Source organism: Pseudomonas sp. Z3-8, from assembly GCF_051131975.1.
GTDB lineage: Bacteria > Pseudomonadota > Gammaproteobacteria > Pseudomonadales > Pseudomonadaceae > Aquipseudomonas.
Window position 1 is genome coordinate 3,078,348 of record NZ_CP071643.1, and the last position, 17,448, is coordinate 3,095,795.

Sequence of the window (17,448 nt, forward strand, 5' to 3'; positions counted from 1 at the left end):
CGTAACAAATTGCGACTAACACTTCGCCATCTCCTACAACGCGAGCCCACGCCCATGTCCTCGATAGACGACACCTTGATACAGCGCATCCACCGGGAACTGCTCGATCACAGCGATGAAGAACTGGAGTTGGAGCTGGCCGAAGACGGACACGACCTGGATGCCCTGTTCGATGGACAGGCTCCAGAAGGATCAGAAAAAGAAGCCCGGAGAATCTATTTCAGCGAACTGTTCCGCCTGCAAGGCGAACTGGTGAAGCTGCAAAGCTGGGTGGTCAAGACGGGCCACAAGGTGGTGATCCTCTTCGAAGGGCGCGACGCGGCCGGCAAAGGCGGAGTCATCAAACGTATCACTCAGCGGCTCAACCCTCGGGTCTGCCGGGTGGCCGCCCTGCCCGCCCCGAACGACCGCGAACGCACCCAATGGTATTTCCAGCGCTACGTTTCACATTTGCCGGCCGCCGGTGAAATCGTCCTGTTCGATCGCAGCTGGTACAACCGCGCAGGCGTCGAGCAAGTCATGGGTTTTTGCAACGACGATCAGTACGAAGAATTCTTCCGGACCGTGCCCGAGTTCGAGCGCATGCTGGCCCGCTCAGGCATCCAGCTGATCAAGTACTGGTTCTCCATTTCCGACCAGGAACAGCACCTGCGCTTCCTCAGCCGTATCCACGACCCGCTCAAGCAATGGAAACTCAGCCCCATGGACCTGGAGTCCCGGCGGCGCTGGGAGGCGTATACAAAGGCCAAGGAGATCATGCTTGAACGCACCCATATCGCCGAGGCGCCGTGGTGGGTGGTACAAGCCGACGACAAGAAAAAAGCGCGACTCAACTGCATCCACCACCTGCTCGGCCAGATGCCCTATGAAGAAGTCGAGCTCCCGGTGATCGAACTACCGGAACGCGTCAGGCAGGAAGACTACTTCCGCAGTCCGACGCCGCCGGAAATCGTCGTTCCTCAGGTTTATTGAGATAACCGGATGGGGCGCCCTGCGCCGGGCGCCCCCTTCTATCGCCTGACATGTTCCTGTCAGCCTCCCGTCACCCTGACGTCAGATCGTCCCGCCTAAAGTAACGCCAGGATTGTTCCTGCGGCGCCAGCGCCAACCTGTGGGAGCGAGCCTGCTCGCGAAGACGTCAGCACATCCCATAGCGATGCAAGCTGGACCGGCGCTTTCGCGAGCGGGCTCGCTCCCACGGGGTCCTGGCTTGAGCAAGGATTTGAATCCGCCGTTGTTTTTTTGCTGGAGCTCTTGTCATCAGCCGGAAGGAGACACGCAATGAACCACCCTGACGGGCACGACAGCGCACTTGACCACTTCGTCTGGCCGTTGACGCCAGGTGGCATTCTGGACCGCAGAAACCTGTTGCTTCGCCTGGGCGCTGAACAGCGACTCATGGCCGCACAGGACCCTGTGTGCAGGCGCGATCAACGTGACTACTTGCTTTCGCTGATCGATTCGGCCTCGACACTGAACCACGGCGCTGAGCAACGTTCAGGCTTCGACGCCCAGCGGATGCGTAATGTCATCACCGAGGCGGCCGCGAAAAGCCATTGGGGCAAGCCTTCAGGGGATCGCCGAACGCAGGGCATCGCCGCCCACTACGATGCGCAGAGCTATATGGCCGCGGTACTTGATGTCGAGCTGAGCGACGAAGGTCGCCTGATTGTGCATGACACGGTGTTTGTCGCGGACCTGGGCGCTGTAGAAAACCCCGGCCGCCTGCGCGCTCAGTTGGAAGGCGCGTGCCTGATGGGCGTCGCGTTCGTGGCCTCTGCTGAATTTGGCGCGACGGCCGCTGATCTGTGCCCGACCCTCGCCCAGCGGCCCCGCTGGCCACTCGTCTCCTGGTTGCCAGGGCACATCGCGGTACACCTGATCAACCCTACGGGTGTGCTCCAGGCCTGCCAGCCCAGCCAAGTGAGCTACGTACCCGTCGTCCGGGCCTTGTGCAATGCAATCGGCAAAGCCTCGGCCAACCGCACCAGCGATTTGCCGCTCAGAAGCCGGTTGCTCGAAAGAAGCGGCGGACGTTAAGTCACTGCCGGCTTCAAATCAAACCCAGTGTCAGGGCCTTCAGCGTCGCCGCCGCCCGGGTGGTGCATTGAAGCTTGCGGAACACGCTTTCGACATGGGTGCGCACCGTGCTCGGGCTGATACCCAGTTGGCGCGCCACCTCCTTGTTGCTTCCCCCGGTACTGATGCGCCGAAGAATCTCGGTTTCACGCTCCGAGAGCAGTCCACCGCCCGGCTTGCCGGCTGTCATCGTGGCGTCCCCGCGTGACGCCGCCATTACCGCCTGGCAGGCCCGATGATCGAACCGTCCCTGATCCGCCTCGGCCAATAACAGGCAACTCGCTTCGTCGTGACTCAAGGCCGGCCGCCACGGCCGCTCGCTGAGCATCGCCTGCCAAGCCAGGGCCGCGGCGAGCAAACGATGTTCGGTTTGCAATGTGTCGCCGCCCAGGCTGCGGAAATAACCGCTGCCATCCAGGCGCTCATAGGCATGCGCTGCCAGCTGGCCCGGCACCGCCAGGGCGGGTATCTGGCCACAGGCTCGCGATGTCCAGTAGGGCACCAACCGCACTTGCTCAAGATCCCCGTCGAGCAAGGCTCCCGGAGTGTTCCAGAGGCGATTGGGCACCGCCGCGCGGCCGATGCCATGGATCAGCGCCGCTTGGCCGAGATGGTCGATGGCCGGCGCCGACAGCCCGGAAAGCCTGGCGCCCTCTCGAACCAGCTCCGAGGCACGTCGCGAGTACCCCGCCAGCCACGGCAGCTTGAGATCGATCACATCAGCAACCAGGCTCAACGGCACTTGTGCCGTGGCGACCTGCGAATCAACTGACTGTGGCGTGCGCAGCTGATCCAGCCAGTCTTCGGCGTTTTGCAGCATTTCAGCGGCAAGCGCTGCCGGATACCGGCGATCGCGCTTGCTGGCAATCCATTGCAATGCGCTCTCCAGCCCATGCGTACGGGACAGAATCTCCAGATCCCCCGCCAGCAACACCTGATAAACCACCTCCGGCACGTGCGGATGTCGCAGGCCGGATGGCCTTCCCTCACCGTCGTATTGCTCGAACACATGGCGCAGACCCTGTTCGACTTCGGTCTTCAAACCCAATGTGTGAGCGATATCACCGGACACTTCGCAATGAATCTGGGCCAGCGGCGTCGACCGGCGCATCGCCCGCTGCCCCGCCTCGCTGAGGGTATGCGTCAGCATTGCGTTGCGGCCCTCGACGTCATCGCCCAGCAGCCGGGTGAAGCCCTCGGCATTGGCGGTGCAGCCTGACCAGCGCAGCAAGGCCACCTGGCGTCCGGTCTCGGTGTGCTCGCCAGCACCGTTGCACGCCTGCGCGAGCATCTGCACCAAACGGGCAGTGCGACGCGACTGATCGAACGGCTGGCCCATGCTCAGGTCGCCGACCATGGACAACGCCAGGATGGCGTCTTCCACTGCGATACAGTCAGCTGTCGTCATCTCGTTTCCTCCGCGTATCCGATTGAATGTTGATGGCCTCGGATAAACGACCGATACCCGGGCCGCCGAGTATCGCCGAAACTGCGCTCACCCCAAACAGGAGATCGCATCATGTTCAAACCCAAGGCCCTTGCCCTCACAATCGCCATGACCGGTTCATTGTTCGGCGGCGCCGTCCATGCCGCGCCGCAACAGCCTTCAGTCGTGATCGTCCATGGCGCTTTCGCCGACGGCTCCGACTGGGGCAAGGTCGTCCCACTGCTGCAGGCGGAAGGCATCAAGGTCACTGTCGTACAAAACCCGCTGACTTCGCTGGCTGACGATGTCGCCGCCACGCAGCGTGTACTGAACAACCAGGAGAGCGACGTCGTGTTGGTCGGCCATTCCTGGGGCGGCACCGTCATCAGCGAGGCCGGCACCGACAAGAAAGTCCGCAGCCTGGTGTACGTCGCCGCGTTTGCTCCGGATGCCGGTCAAGCCGTCAAGGACCTGGGCAAGGAATACCCGGCTCCATCCGGCGTGAAAGACATCGCCGCCGACAAGAACGGCTTCCTCTACATGACCACCGAGGGCATGGCTCGCGGTTTTGCCCAGGACCTTCCCCCAGCACAAACCGCGGTAATGGCCGCGACGCAAGGGCCGATCCGCGCCTCGGCCTTCGATGACAAGACCAGCGCCGCTGCCTGGAAAGGCAAGCCAAGCTGGTACATCGTGGCCAAGGAAGACCGGATGATCCAGCCGGATCTGCAAAGGGCTTTCGCCAAGAAGATCGGTGCCAAGGTCAGCGAAATCGAAGCCAGCCACGTGCCACAGCAATCACGCCCGGCAGACGTCGCAAAAGTCATCATGCAGGCCGTACAGAAGAGCCAGTAACCCAGGCCGCTGCTGCGCTGAACTCCATAACAGGAACCCTGCAAAGGAAGCCCGCTCATGCCCGTGAATCCCGCCCTGAAGAAGCACCATTACGACTTTATTGTCTGCGGGGCGGGGACTGCCGGCTCCGTCGTTGCCGGACGGCTGGCCGAGAATCCCGAGGTCCAGGTATTGCTCATCGAGGCCGGCGGTGGCGATGAGCATCCACATGTGCTGGAACCGCAGCATTGGCCGTTGAACCTGGGCAGCGAGCGCGATTGGAACTTCGTTGGTGCAGCCAACCCTCACCTCAACGACAGGAAGATGCCCTTGAACATGGGACGCGGGTTGGGCGGCGGGTCCAGCGTCAATGTCATGCTGTGGGCCCGAGGTCACAAGAACGACTGGGAAGACTTCGCCGTCGACAGCGGCGATCCTGCTTGGGGCTACGCCTCGGTCCTGAAGATCTATCAACGCGTGGAAGACTATCGGGGCATCGCCGATCCGCTGCGTCGCGGCAGCGGCGGACCGGTCCATGTTGCGCCTGTCCGGGACGCGCAACCGATTGCCAACGCCATGCTCAGTGCAGCTGGCGCAATGGGTATCCCCACCTTTGAAAACCCCAACGGCGCCATGATGGAGGGCCGCGGAGGTGCGGCCTTGAACGATCTCATCGTCAAGGATGGCCGGCGTCATTCGATCTACCGCGCCTACGTCGCTCCACGCTGTGGCCAGCCCAACCTCACCGTCCTGACCGATACGCTTGTCAGCCGGGTGCTCTTCAGCGAGCAACGCGCCATCGGCGTGCAGACCATCAGCAATGGCCAGGCCGAGTGCTTCTACGCCGATCACGAAGTCATTCTTTCCCTGGGCGCGGTCAATACGCCCAAGGTCCTGATGCAATCCGGCGTGGGGCCGGAGGATGAACTGCAGCGCCATGGCATTGCGCTCGTCCAGCACCTGCCCGGCGTCGGCGCCAACCATCAGGACCACGTGTCCTTTGCGGTTATCTTCGAATACGCGAGGCCACAACCGGTGGGTTACGGCGGCTCGGAGGCGACGCTCTACTGGAGCAGCGAAAGCGCCTTGCATCTTCCGGACATGTTCCACTGCCAGGTTGAATTTCCAGTGCCCAGCGCAGAGACCGCCGCACTCGGTGTTCCCGCCCATGGCTGGACGATGTTCGCTGGCCTTGCCCACCCGCAAAGTCGCGGGCGGATCACGCTCAGCGGCCCGGACGTGAGCGATGCCCCGATCATTCAACCCAACACCCTGTCGCACCCGACCGATCGGCGCAACGCCCTGGAAAACATTCGTTTCGTCCAGGAGCTGGGCACCCAGACGCCGTTCAAGGGCTTGGTAAAGGGCGAAAGCCTGCCTGGAAAACTGCACACCCAAGCGTTGGAACACTATGCTCGCAACGCTGCAGTGACCTATTGGCACCAGTGCGGTACGGCAAAGATGGGCCGGGACGCGATGTCCGTGGTGGACGGTCAATTACGCGTCTACGGAGTCCAGGGCCTGCGCATTGCCGATGCGTCCATCCTGCCCCATGTCACGAGCGGGAATACGATGGCGCCCTGCGTCGTGATCGGCGAGCGGGCCGTGGAAGCTATCCGCGCCACCTACGAGCTATAAGCATCGACGCTGGCGCTAGCTTTGCGGCTCACCTTTTTGACAAGGGCCAGGATTCAACCCGGTTCTTTCCAGAACGCTTGGCCGCGTAAAGCGCCGAGTCAGCGGCTTTCAACAGTGCATTCTGATTGGCCCCGCAGGTTTGTGTGGAGGACACTCCGAAAGAAGCAGTCGCAGTGAGCGTCTGGCCGTGATCAACCAGACTCATCTCTTCCAGAGAGACCCGTATGGATTCGGCTCGGGCCACAGCACCTTCGGGCGGACAGTCCGGAAGGATGATAATCAGCTCCTCCCCGCCAAATCGGCAGGCAATGTCGGAGGATCTCAGCGATTGCACGATCAAGGCGGAAGCCGCACGCAGCACGGCGTCGCCTGCCGAATGGCCGTAAGAGTCATTCAACTGCTTGAAGTTATCGAGGTCGATCATCACGACACTCAGGCACGCCCCGTTGCGCTCGGCGCGTACCAGCTCGCGGTTGAGCGTCTCGTCCATGAAGCGGCGGTTGTACAGCCCGGTCAGCGGGTCCTTTATGGACTGGGTTTCCAACACCTGGCGCATGCGGCCATTCGCCAACGCCAGCGCCGTTTGTTCCGCTACGGCTTCAGCGATCTGCAGACCCTCCTCGGACAGGTCGCGCAAGCCGACTTGACGGATATGCAACAGGCCGAGGATTTCACCGTAAGCCATCAACGGAAGACAGCAATCAGTCACTGGGTCAGTACCAGACGCTACAGGGTAATGAGGGCAGCGAAGATCGTGGTTGTGCGCCGACAAATGCCAGCGTCCACGCCTGATCGCCCAGCAATCCTTGGGGTTGAGTATCGCATCGGCGGCCTTTTCCTCGGGTTGTCCCCACGCTGCGGCGTGTTGCAGGACATCAGCCGAGTTGCGATAGAGGAAGAACTCCCCCTCGCTTGCAGGTATCAACTTTTGGCAGTAAGTACTGGCCAGCTGAAGCGTTTCCTTCTGGGACAACTCCGTCTGCATCAGCCTGGCCATTTCCGCGAGAAGCCCAATCTCGCCATTTCGGCGTTTCAAACGCGCCAGGCTCAGGCTCAGTTGATCGCTGGCCAGGTTGGCCGCCACGGCAGACTCCGATTGACGGCGGACGCTGCTGCGCATGGACAGGTAGATGAAACGCCCCAAACCCAGGGTAACGATGAAACTGAGGATTGAAATCGCGACCGCCCAACGAATGTTGCTCAAAAGCTGGCGTTCGAGCGCCACAAGCTCCTCTGTTTCGTCAGCAATGAGCTCCGCAGTCAAGGAGCGCACGGTGTCCATCAGTTCCTTGCCGCCACCCGCGGCGATCTCGGCCTCTGCCGCATCATTGCCGCTATGGCTGACCAGCTTCACGACCCTGTCCAGGTGGACCATCTTCAGCTCGGCGTGCCGGATGAATGCTTCGACACGCGCAATCTCTTCGGCCGGATCCCCTTGATAGGCAATTCGCAGGCTCTTGATGGCAGGAGGCAAGTGAGACACGGCGACATAGTACGGCTGTAGAAAGTCGTCCTTTTCCGTCAAGGCGTAGCCACGCTCGCCGGTCTCCGCGTCGACCAGCAACCCCTGGACGTTACGGATTCGGTCGATCTGCGACTCGACCACGTTGCGCTCCAGGCGCGTCTCATTGGTCCAGAACAACGTGATCGGCCCCACCGCCGCGGTGACGGCCATGACGGCAGTCGCGGTGGCGGCGGCAAAAAGAAGGCTGGCTTTACGATCAGGCATTGACGATTGCGCTCTTGGCTATCAAACGATGTCGGCCTGATGAAGAAAATATGTAACGAAACAGAACCGAAAAACGGTTTATCGCATTACGCCATAGGGCAGGCAAGTCGTATCGCCAGTTTTAGCTGACATACCGATATCAGCGAAAGCGCCGGGGCGGTCGAGGATGGTATTCGCTCGGGCCGTCCCAATCTCACCGATTTGCCGATCACGGCTTGAAGCTGCTTTGGCGCGAATCCAAGTGGATCAAGCCCGGAACCATTCCCTGCGCTCATCCAGCGTGTGGCGGATCAGTTCGATGAGCATCTGCACCTGCGGCACTGGCCGGGCCTCGGTGCTCACCGCCATCCACAGGTGGCGCTGCATCGGCTGCCCAAACAACCCCGGCAAGGCGACCAGGCCGCGATCGAAATGGCTCATGTACTGCGGCAACAGGCCAATGCAGGCGCAGCAGCGGATCATTTCCAGCATCAACTCATAGGATTGCACCTGCACCACGCCGGCGCGGCGTTGCTCAACGAGGTTATTCCACGGCGTGAAACTGCCCACCTGGCTGTCGGCCTGCCATTGCACCAACATGTAGTCGTCCAGCTCTTCCAACCGGCGCGGACGGCTGGCCGGGCGGGAATAACGCTTGGCGATGTGCGGCAGATAGTCCAGCCGCGCCAGCTGCTCCGGCGGCTGTGTCGCAACGCTCGGCGCCGGCGTTGATTCCTGCCCGTCACTCAGCCACAGCACCAGGTCGGCACTGACCGCCTGCAGCGCCAGTTCGCTGTCCAGCGTGATGATTTGCAAGCGCACGCTGGCGTTGCGGCGCAGCAATGAAATCAGGTCACGACCCAGAAGGTCGTGCAGGATCGACTCGGCCACTGCAAGGCGAATCAACGGTTGGTCGGCCAGCGCTGGCGGATCGTCCTCGCCCAGAGCGAGCAAGCGCGCCTGCAATTGCCGTCCTTCGCGGGTAAGCGCCAGGGTGCTGCCCTGGAAGCTGAACAGTGATCGCTGCAAGCGAGCTTCCAGTTGGGCCAACTGCTTGCGCAGCCAGGTGGCCTTGACGTTCAGGCTGCGGGACGCCTGCATGAAACAGCCGCAACGGGCGCTGACCAGAAAACACTGCGCCACCTGGGGCTCGATGCTGGCGGCCAAGGCCAACCAGGGCTCAGGTGCGCGCAAGGGCGCGCGGTATGCGGTGACAGCCTGGCGTCCTGCGGGCTCTATGAAAGACATGAGTGACTCCCTGTCATTAGAAAACGATTAAGCGTGGCGAGGGAGCTTGCTCCCGCTGGACTGCGCAGCAGTCCCTATAAACCAGCTACCGAACCTCCTCCAGCACCTTGCTCAACTGCGCGCCATCAATGCTCAACGTCGCGGTGTCGAGCATGCCGTCCAGGTAGGCCTTGGCGATCTGCTCCTGGCGCTGGGCACGCAACGCCTGGGTCAGGCGCTCGCGGACTTCATCCAGGGTCGCTTCCCGCGCCGGTTGCTGCTCGGTGAGCTTGATCACGTGAAAGCCCGCAGCGCTCTGCACCGGGTCCGATACCGTGCCCACCTTCAACCGCACCACTGCCTCGCGCACCGTCGGCACCAGTTGCTGCAACGGTTGGAAGCCACTGTCGCCACCGCGCTCGGCACTGGCGCGGTCCTGGGAATAACGGCTGGCCAGGGCGGCGAATTCAGCCGGCGCGGCCTGGGCCTTCTTGCTCAATTCCACGGCTTGGCGGCGCACCGCCTCGACGGTCTGTGGCTCGGTCGCGGCGAGGAAAATCTGGCTCACCCGGTACAGCGCAGGTGCGGTCCAGTTGGCTTTTCCCGCTTCGTAGGCCTGTTTCAGCTCATCCTCGCTGGGATACCCGGCCGGCACCTGGCTGACCGACTGCAGATAATCCCGAAAGACAATCTGCTCGGTCGCAGCGCGCATCTGGCGCTCCACCTCCGGGCGCTGACGCCAGCCTTGGGCATCGGCCTGCTCGAGCACGGCTTTTTCCGCCAGTCTTGCGCGGATCCAGCCCTCCAGTGCGGCGCGGTTGCCGCGCATCTGCTGGCGAACCTCGGGGGCAAGCGCCGCTAGCAGCGCCTTGAGTTCTTCCGGGCTGACCTGCTGGCTGCCCAACCGCGCCAGGCTCGGCGACTCGTTTGCCGCCACGCTGACCGATTGCACTGCCGCCACCGGATCGTTGCCGGGACGCAAGCCGAGGACAACAGCCACGGCAACCAGGCCCAGCGCCGCAGCGCTGATGACAAACGTTGGCTTTTTCACAGTGCGGCGGCCTCCTCCGGCGCGGCCTCAGCAGGCTCGGCGCCGGTGTGCAGGCGGGCGGCGTTCTGGCTGAACTCGCGCAGGTAGACGATGAATTCCTGAAGCAACCGGTCCCACAGTTCCAGGTTGCTGCGCAGGTGCTCGGCGCTGACGCCGGCCGCCACCACCACGTCCATTTCCATCACCAGGAATTCGCCCTGCACCGACAACCGGGCAAAGCGTCGCGAGGCATTCCACAGCTCCGCCAGCCCGGCCGGCAATTCACCCTGTACGCGCAAGGCACAGCTGAAGGTGAAGTCCAGGTATTGGCCCGGCGTCGGTGTCGGATTGCCGAAGCGCACGGCATAACCGATGCCTTGGCTGGCGCTGAGCAGTTGCACGATACCGTTCTGCTCCGTTTCGTTGACCCGATAACCGGCGGCTTGCAACACCTCGGTGAGGGACGCGGGCGTGACGTGTTCAATCAATGAAGTCATGTTGGTTCTTCCTTGCGCTATCAATGGGTGATCGAGGCCTGGGGCGCATCGAAACGGTTCTTGTAGAGATCATCGCCAAAACCCTGGGCCAACTCTTCGAAACGTACCCGGGCCTTGCCGGCGAACGGCTGGCGGATCTTCATGACGTCGGTCACGTCGATGTTTTCGTAGGCGTGCAGCAGTTCCTTGGCGACGTCGTACATCTGCTGATTCTTGACCGAACATTGCTGCACTTGTGTGTCACGTTCATGCAACCGGGCTTCGAGACGGGCCCGTTCGGCTTCCTTGCCCCGGGCCATTACCAGTAGCTCGTCATAGGCCTTCTTGAACTTGCCGATCTGCTCATGGCTGGCCGCGACCTGCGCCTGGGCCTGGCTTTGCAGACTTTCCTGGCGCCCGGCCAGTTGTTCGGCCAGGCCTTGCGCCTTGGCCAGCTCGGCGGTCAGGCGCTTGACCTGAGCCTCGGCTTCCTTGGCGCGGTTTTCCGCCGCCTGGCGGGCGACACTGGCCTGGGCCTGTTCGCTTTGCAACGTCTGCAACTGGGCGGTGGTGCTGCGCAGTTGCGTGCGCAGGCGTTCTTCCAGGCCTTCGCCGTAGGCGCTGCCGATCAATAACGGACTGAGCAACAGGCCCAGCAGCAACGCGGCAGGACAAGGGTTGATGGCTCGCCTTTTCATGAGGCCTCCCGGCGCTTAGAAGCGCGTGTTGATTTCAAGCTGCAAGACATCGATGTCGTACGGCGCGCCGTACACCGCTTCGGAACTCAGCCAGCGCCCGGTGGCGAAGACGTTGCTCGCCAGGCCGTAGTTGCCGCCCAGAAAATAGCCCTTGGCGTTGGTGCCGCCCAAGTGGAACGAGGAATCGTTGAAGCCGTCCGGCAAGGCGTCCGGCTGGATGTACTTGTAGCCAGCGAACATGTTCCAGTCGCCCTGGCGCTTGAGCTCCAGGGAGTTACCCAGAGTGAACTGGAGCATCCAGGCGTTGGCGCCGCTCTCCACCTCGCCGTTCTCATCGAGGTTGTTGGCGAACTGCCCTTCCGAACGTTTGCGCATGTCACCTTCGTCATAACCGAGGTTGTGCACGTAATGCGCCTGGCTACGCAGCTTCAGGTCTTCCGGCAGATCGGTGTCCCACGCCAGGTTCAGGTCCAGCAGGTTGAACTCCGAGGCCAGGCCGACGTATTGCGGCTGGGGCGTGGCAGACGGATTGAGCGGGTTGGGCGTGATGTCGCGCAGCAGGAACACGGTGTTGCCCTTCTGCATGAACGCCACGCGCGAGCCGTCGGTGTCGCAGCCCGGGTCACCGGCCCAGGGCTCGCACGGCGACGAGCGCTGGCCTTCGATGTCGTCGAAGCGGTAATAGGCCAGCGCACCCTTGACGCGGTTGCCGTCGTTTATTGCCCAGTTGGCGCCCAGTTGCGCGCCGTACAGCCACTTGTTGTCGCTCTCTTCCTTGTCCGTGCCGTTGCTGGTGCTGGTGTCGTTGGTGTACTCCACCGGGAACGCACCGACGGTGCCGAACAGGCCGAAGTCCTGGCTGAGCTTGCGGTTGAAAATCGCCGCCACGCCATCGAAGTTCAGGTCGCCGGAGTACAGCAGGTCGGTGGAATAAAACGGGTTGGCGATACGCCCGCCGGTCAGGGTCAACTCATCCGAGGGCTTCCAGGTCAGGTAACCCTGGTCGAGCCAGATGTCTTTCTTGCCGAAGCCGCCACCCAGGGTCTGGGTGGTGGAAACCGGATTGTTGTCCGAGCCGGTGCCGATACGGATGCCCGCGGTCCACTCGGGCGCGATCACCGCCTTCATGCCCAGGCGCGCCCGAAGGCGGAAGAGGTTTTCACGGTCCTCACGGGTATTGAGCAAGGGCGGCAGGTTCGAGCTGCTGTTGGGGTTGACATCATAGGGGCCGCGGTCGTTGAGGCGAGCGAAGTCGACGATCTGGTTGCTGTTGGTGCCCGAGTAGTAGCGCGATTCGTCCCGCAGACGGATATCGCCATCAAAACTGATGCGCGAGACCCAATCCGGAAAGGTGTTGGGTTGCGCCCAGTTTTCCTGTTTGGCCGTGGCCATGACTTCGGCCTTGACCTGGTCGCGGATCTGCTCACGCACGATGTTCGGCACGTACTGCACCCGCACATCCCCGGGCGCACCGGCGGGTGCGGCGGCAACGGCAGTGGCAGCCTGACGGGCCTGCACGGCTTCGCGCTCGGCCTGGGCGATCAGGCCATCGGCCTGGTCCTGCTTCAGCACGCCCTGCTGCACCAGCAGGCGGATCAGATTGATCGTGGCGTTTTCCGAAGGCGCCGGGGCTGCCGACGCGTGCCCGGCCAGGCTCAAGACAACCAGGCCGACCGCCCACGACAATCGATTCACATTGGCAATCATCTGCACACAACTCCTGTTGGCAAACTTTGAAGAATTCGGGTTAGCCCGGACGCCGTCCCTGCAAGGACAGGCGCACGGGCAAGGTCAGGGAAGCCGGAGGCCGTTCACTCAGATGCGGCGCGGCACGCAGGGCGGCGATCACTTGCTCATCCACCTGCGGGTTGCCGCTGGACTTGACCAGCTCGACACGGGTGATCTCCCCGACCGCGCTGAGCCAGACGTCGGCCTGCAGCGAAAACGCCAGGCTGCGCAAGTCCGGGTTTTCCCGCAGCAAGCGCTGGAAGGTGAACGCCAGAAACTGGCTGTAGGTGCCGTTGCCGAGGCGGCCGCCCCCTGCCCCGGCCATGCCGCCACCCTTGCCCGCGCCAATGTTGAAGGCGTCGTTGCCGGCCTGGGCGTCACCGTCCATCTGCATCGGATTGGCCAGGTCATCCACCGGCGACGGCGGCGCTTCTTCCTCAGGCTTGACCGCTTCGGGTTCCGGGGTCGGCTCGGGCTCGGGCACTTTTTCCTCGACCTTGGGTTCCGGCTCCTTGGGTTTTTCCGGGGGCGGCGGCGGTGGTGGCGGCAGCGGGATAATCGTCGGCACCTTCGGTGCTTCACGGCGCACGCCGCTCATGTCGTTGGCCCATTGCCACAGCAGCCACGCTGCCAGGCCAGCCAGCGCCAGGCCGGCGGCCCACTTGAGCAGGCGCAGCGGCGAGCGCTTCACGGGGGGCGGGTTGACGGGAAGTCTGGCGGTCATGATCAGCCCTGGCTCGGTTTGCCGGTCACCAGACCGACTTGGGACAGTTCCAGGCGCCGCAACAGGTCCAGCACTTCGATGACTTTCTGGTACTGCACGGTGGCGTCGCCGCGCACGATCACCGGAAAGTCCGGGCTCTGCGCTTTCTCGATGCGCAGGCGCTCCTCCAGCTCGGCCAGGGTCACCGGGTAGGCATCGAGGAATACCTGGCCGCCGTCATTCACCGAAATCGCCTTGGTCTTGGCCTCCGACAACGACACCGAGGCGCTGGCCTTGGGCAGGTTGATCTGAATGCCCGAGACCTGCGCCGTGGCGGTGAGGATGAACATCACCAGCACTACCATGAGCACATCCACCAGCGGCGTGACGTTGATGCTGTCGACCGCTGCATCATCGTCGTCATCGTGTGACGTATTTACGCTAGCCATGGCGATGCTCCTCAGGCCGGTACGGACGATTGGACGTGATGGTCACGGCGATGAGCCGCTTCGCCGGACTGGCCTTCGCCGTGCATCTCCGCCAGGCGCGTGATGAACTCGTCGACGAACACCCGCATGTCGGCGCTGACTTCCTTGTTGCGGGTGATCAGGCGGTTGTAGCCAAACAGCGCCGGGATCGCGACGAACAGGCCCATGGCGGTGGCCAGCAACGCGGCGGCCATGCCTGGGGCGATGGCGTTGATGTTGACGTCACCGGCCATGGCCGTGCCGAGGAACACCACCATGATCCCCAGCACGGTGCCGAGCAGGCCGATGTACGGGCCGCCGGCGATGGCGTTGGACAGGGTCGAGAGTTTCGAGCTCAGCGCCTGGTTTTCGCGGGTGCGTACGCCATCCATGGAGCAGCGGATCGCCTCGATGGTGGCGGCCGAAACGGTCGAGGTGTCGGCGCCCTGATCGCGGCGGGTGCGGATCTCCTTGACCGCCACCAGGTACAAGCGCCACAGCGACGAGTGTTGCAGGCGCTGGGCAAGTTCCTGGTCGTCGGCGAACATTTCCAGGCGCGTGCCGATCCGGGCGAACTGCTCGCGGAACGCTTCGTTGGCAGCGCTGAGACGACTGACCATGCGGTTCTTGCGGATCATGATGACCCACGACTGGAACATCATCAGCACCAGCACGGCAATGATCACCCAGGCGTCCAGCGGCACGGCATTGAGCAGGAAACCGAGGCTGCCGAAACCGAAGCCGGACTGTTCTTCATCAACACCGTAGGCCACCAGTTTCGATTCGGCGCCCTGGGCGTTGGCATCGGCCAGGAGCAGCGGCGCGGGCCGGGCGACCTTGGACAGGCGCGCCTCGTCCATGGCCCCGCTGAACGGCGCGTAGGCGCCGGCGGTAACGTCTGCCCCCAAGGCGATCGGCGAATTGAACGCCGGCATTGCCAGCGCCAGGCTCGCGGCTTCGCGGCCGTTGACGTACAGCACGACTCGATCACCCGAGGCGGTCAGTGCCAGGTGCTGCCATTGGCCGGGGTTCAGCGGCTGGGTCGAGGCCGCACGCTGATCATTGATCGCTACGAACGGCACCCCTTGGTTGACCCCCACCAACAGACTGGCGGCAGCTTCGCGACGGGCCAGGACGATTTGCTCACCGCTGGCCTGGTCCTGGCGCAGCCAGGTGCTGAAGGTGAACGCGGCGCCGGCGGTGTGTTGCAGCGACGGGCTGGCCGGCAGCAACAGTGGCTGGCCGTTGAACTGCAGGGCCCGCCCGATCACGCCGTCGATGCTCACGCCAGCCGCGCCCTGGGCGTTGTTGCCGTAAGCCGTGGTGTCCCGTGGTGGTATGCCGGTGGCGCCATCGAAGTGGTACAGCGCGGTGTAGTCCGGATCGAAGGCCAGTTGGCCGCTGGCGGTGGCCGGGGCTTTCTGGTTGCCGTAGTACATCCACAGATCCTGGCGCTGGCCACCCTCGACGTTCGGCATATCGACCCAGATCAGGGCCATGCCCATCAACGGGTCGAAGCTTTCGATCTGGTGATTGAGCACGGTCTTGTCGTCGGCACTGACGAAGCGCAGGTCCGAACCATCCTCCTTGACGCCGTCGAAGGTGAAGTTGCCGGTGTGCAGGCGCACCAGCAACGCCGTGCGGCCCAAGGCCTGGGCGATGGCCGCGCCTTGCGGCGTGGTGTCCACCGAAATCTGTTTGCGGTAGTGCCAACCGTCCTGCCACCAGGCGTTGGCGGTCGCCGGAAGCAGCAGCCCCAGGCAGATCAACAGCGGTATTAATAAGCGTTGCATGGACATGACTCCTGGGTTCAAAACGTCGCTTGCAGGTTGAAGTGCAGGCGCGATTCCTGTTTCGTGGTGTTCGGCCCGTCGAGCAGCGGAAAGCCCCAGTCGAGGCTCCCGGACAGCCATTTGCTCAGGCTCGCACGGGTGCCGAGGCCGACGCTGGCGAGGCTGTAATCGGGATCCTGGTCGGGCAGTTCGTCACGCAGGTACAGCTGCGCACCCTCGGCGAAGGCATAGAAGCGCCACTCCTGGACATAGCTGCCGAGAAACCTGGCCAGCGACGGCGTGCGCAGCTCCTGGGACAACAGGTAGCCGTCGTCAGCGGTGCGCTCGGCGGCCAGGTAGCCGCGTACCGACGTGGCACCGCCGGCGGAGAACTGTTCATTGGAGACCAGCGGCCCTGAGGCCAGCTGGAAGGCGGCTTTGGAGGCGGTCTGCCAGTCGTTGCCGAAGGTGAAGGTGTAATTGCCGTCGCCCTTGAGCACCGCAAAGCTTGGGCTGGCGCGGTAGCGCTTGTAGTCGAACTCCTCGTCGTCGCTGCCATAACCCAGCAGGCTACGGGTGCCTGCCACCAGGCTCAGGCCGAGGCCCAATTGGCTGGTTTCGGTGTAGCGGAAACCGTTGTAGGCGAAGGTGAACGGCGCGTACTTGAGCGGTGCCTTGTCGCTGGCGCCGCCCAGGTTGAGTTCTTCGTCGAAGTCCTTGAAATCCACTCCGACCGAAAAGCTGTTGGCCCATGCGCCACTGGACGGCAGGCTGTAGATCGCCGACACACCGTAGGAGTGGCCCTTGCCCAACACGTTGCTGCCGCCGACGGTCGCCACGTTGCTGTCGGACTGGTAACCGGAGAACTGCACGCTCCAGCGTTCGCTCAGTGGCGCGGTGTAGGAACCCGACCAGACCTTGGCGTTTTCGGTGTCCTGGGGCGCGGTGAAGAAGGTCAGCGAAATACTGTGACCCAGTTGCCAGAGGTTGTTGTAGCCGAGGCTGGCGACCGTGCGCAGCTTCTCGGTGTCGGCGCTGTAGTCGTTGTTCAGACCGAGGCTGGCCTGCCAGGGATCCTGGTCTTCTACCTGCAAGTCTACGTCCATGGTGCCCGGCCGCTGGCCTTCGCGTACCAGCGGCATGACCTGGCGCCCCGGGGTCTTGTTCAACTGCGCCAGTTCGGTCTGGACCTGGGCGAAATCCGGCACCTCGCCTTCCTTGAGCGCCGGCACATCTTCGCGGATTTCCACCGGCGAATAGTGCTTGGCACCAACGACCCGCACGCGGCCGATCTTGGTCTCGCTGACTTGCAGGTAGACGATGCCGTCTTCGACTTTCTGCTCCGGCAACTCGACGAACACCGATTGGTAACCGCGAGCCTGATAGACCTTTTGCAGCGCCTCGCGGGCGCCTTCAATGTCGTTCAAAGTCTTTTGCGGGCCAAGGAACGGATACACCGCTTCCTCGATCGCGCGGGCATCCAGCACAGTGTTGCCGCGCACGAAGTACTCGTTGACGTCCACCAGGCGAGCCGGCGCCGCTTCGGCTTCCGGTGCTCCTTCTGCTGCGAATGCCGACGGCCCCCCGACCGCCAACAGCAGCCAGCCCCACAGCGCCGGCCGCGATTTGAAAAAATGCTCCACACCACCCCCTGAATTCAAA

15 protein-coding genes are annotated in these 17,448 nt (G+C 63.1%); 4 read left to right on the plus strand and 11 right to left on the minus strand.

Translation table 11 applies throughout. The annotated features are described in order from the left end of the window. The first annotated feature begins 54 nt into the window (after positions 1-54). A complete protein-coding gene (gene ppk2 / locus J3P94_RS14150) occupies positions 55-972 on the plus strand; it encodes a polyphosphate kinase 2 (RefSeq protein WP_434568429.1) in 918 nt (305 codons plus the stop codon). A 309-nt stretch (positions 973-1,281) separates the two neighbouring features. Continuing rightward, positions 1,282-2,040: a hypothetical protein gene (locus J3P94_RS14155; RefSeq protein WP_434568430.1), complete on the plus strand. Its 759-nt coding sequence runs from the start codon at positions 1,282-1,284 to the stop codon at positions 2,038-2,040. Between the two features lie 13 nt (positions 2,041-2,053). Here the strand turns inward: J3P94_RS14155 and J3P94_RS14160 are convergent, their stop codons facing one another. Beyond that, on the minus strand, positions 2,054-3,487 hold the full coding sequence (locus J3P94_RS14160) for an HD domain-containing phosphohydrolase (RefSeq protein ID WP_434568431.1): 1,434 nt from the start codon (positions 3,485-3,487) through the stop codon (positions 2,054-2,056). 111 nt (positions 3,488-3,598) lie between these two features. On the opposite strand from J3P94_RS14160, the gene J3P94_RS14165 reads away from it, so the two are divergent. Together J3P94_RS14165 and J3P94_RS14170 are read left to right on the plus strand one after the other, a co-directional pair. Continuing rightward, on the plus strand, positions 3,599-4,360 hold the full coding sequence (locus J3P94_RS14165) for an alpha/beta hydrolase (protein ID WP_434568432.1): 762 nt from the start codon (positions 3,599-3,601) through the stop codon (positions 4,358-4,360). 57 nt (positions 4,361-4,417) lie between these two features. Then, on the plus strand, positions 4,418-5,977 hold the full coding sequence (locus J3P94_RS14170) for a GMC family oxidoreductase (protein WP_434568433.1): 1,560 nt from the start codon (positions 4,418-4,420) through the stop codon (positions 5,975-5,977). Between the two features lie 28 nt (positions 5,978-6,005). Here J3P94_RS14170 and J3P94_RS14175 read toward each other — a convergent pair whose 3' ends face one another. The 10 genes from J3P94_RS14175 to J3P94_RS14220 form a co-directional block, all read right to left on the minus strand. Continuing rightward, positions 6,006-7,706, minus strand: coding sequence for a diguanylate cyclase (locus J3P94_RS14175; protein ID WP_434568434.1), 1,701 nt, complete (start codon positions 7,704-7,706; stop codon positions 6,006-6,008). A 246-nt stretch (positions 7,707-7,952) separates the two neighbouring features. Next, a complete protein-coding gene (locus J3P94_RS14180) occupies positions 7,953-8,933 on the minus strand; it encodes a LysR substrate-binding domain-containing protein (protein ID WP_434568435.1) in 981 nt (326 codons plus the stop codon). Between the two features lie 85 nt (positions 8,934-9,018). Further along, complete coding sequence (locus J3P94_RS14185) at positions 9,019-9,963, minus strand: peptidylprolyl isomerase (protein WP_434568436.1); 945 nt, start codon at positions 9,961-9,963, stop codon at positions 9,019-9,021. Further along, on the minus strand, positions 9,960-10,439 hold the full coding sequence (locus tag J3P94_RS14190; protein WP_434568437.1) for a YbjN domain-containing protein: 480 nt from the start codon (positions 10,437-10,439) through the stop codon (positions 9,960-9,962). The genes J3P94_RS14185 and J3P94_RS14190 overlap by 4 nt, the downstream gene beginning before the upstream one ends. Positions 10,440-10,459: 20 nt before the next feature. Then, entirely contained in the window at positions 10,460-11,116 is a 657-nt protein-coding gene (locus J3P94_RS14195) for a DNA repair protein (protein ID WP_434568438.1), read from the minus strand. A 15-nt stretch (positions 11,117-11,131) separates the two neighbouring features. Next, complete coding sequence (locus J3P94_RS14200) at positions 11,132-12,823, minus strand: putative porin (RefSeq protein ID WP_434568439.1); 1,692 nt, start codon at positions 12,821-12,823, stop codon at positions 11,132-11,134. 40 nt (positions 12,824-12,863) lie between these two features. Next, positions 12,864-13,568, minus strand: a complete 705-nt coding sequence (locus J3P94_RS14205; RefSeq protein WP_434568440.1) for a TonB family protein — start codon at positions 13,566-13,568, stop codon at positions 12,864-12,866. Positions 13,569-13,570: 2 nt separating this feature from the next. Further along, positions 13,571-13,996 carry an ExbD/TolR family protein gene (locus J3P94_RS14210; protein WP_434568441.1) on the minus strand — a complete coding sequence of 142 codons (426 nt, stop codon included), beginning with the start codon at positions 13,994-13,996 and terminating at the stop codon, positions 13,571-13,573. A gap of 11 nt (positions 13,997-14,007) precedes the next feature. Then, positions 14,008-15,807: a DUF2341 domain-containing protein gene (locus J3P94_RS14215; protein ID WP_434568442.1), complete on the minus strand. Its 1,800-nt coding sequence runs from the start codon at positions 15,805-15,807 to the stop codon at positions 14,008-14,010. Positions 15,808-15,824: 17 nt separating this feature from the next. Then, a complete protein-coding gene (locus J3P94_RS14220; RefSeq protein ID WP_434568443.1) occupies positions 15,825-17,429 on the minus strand; it encodes a ShlB/FhaC/HecB family hemolysin secretion/activation protein in 1,605 nt (534 codons plus the stop codon). Positions 17,430-17,448: the final 19 nt, after the last annotated feature.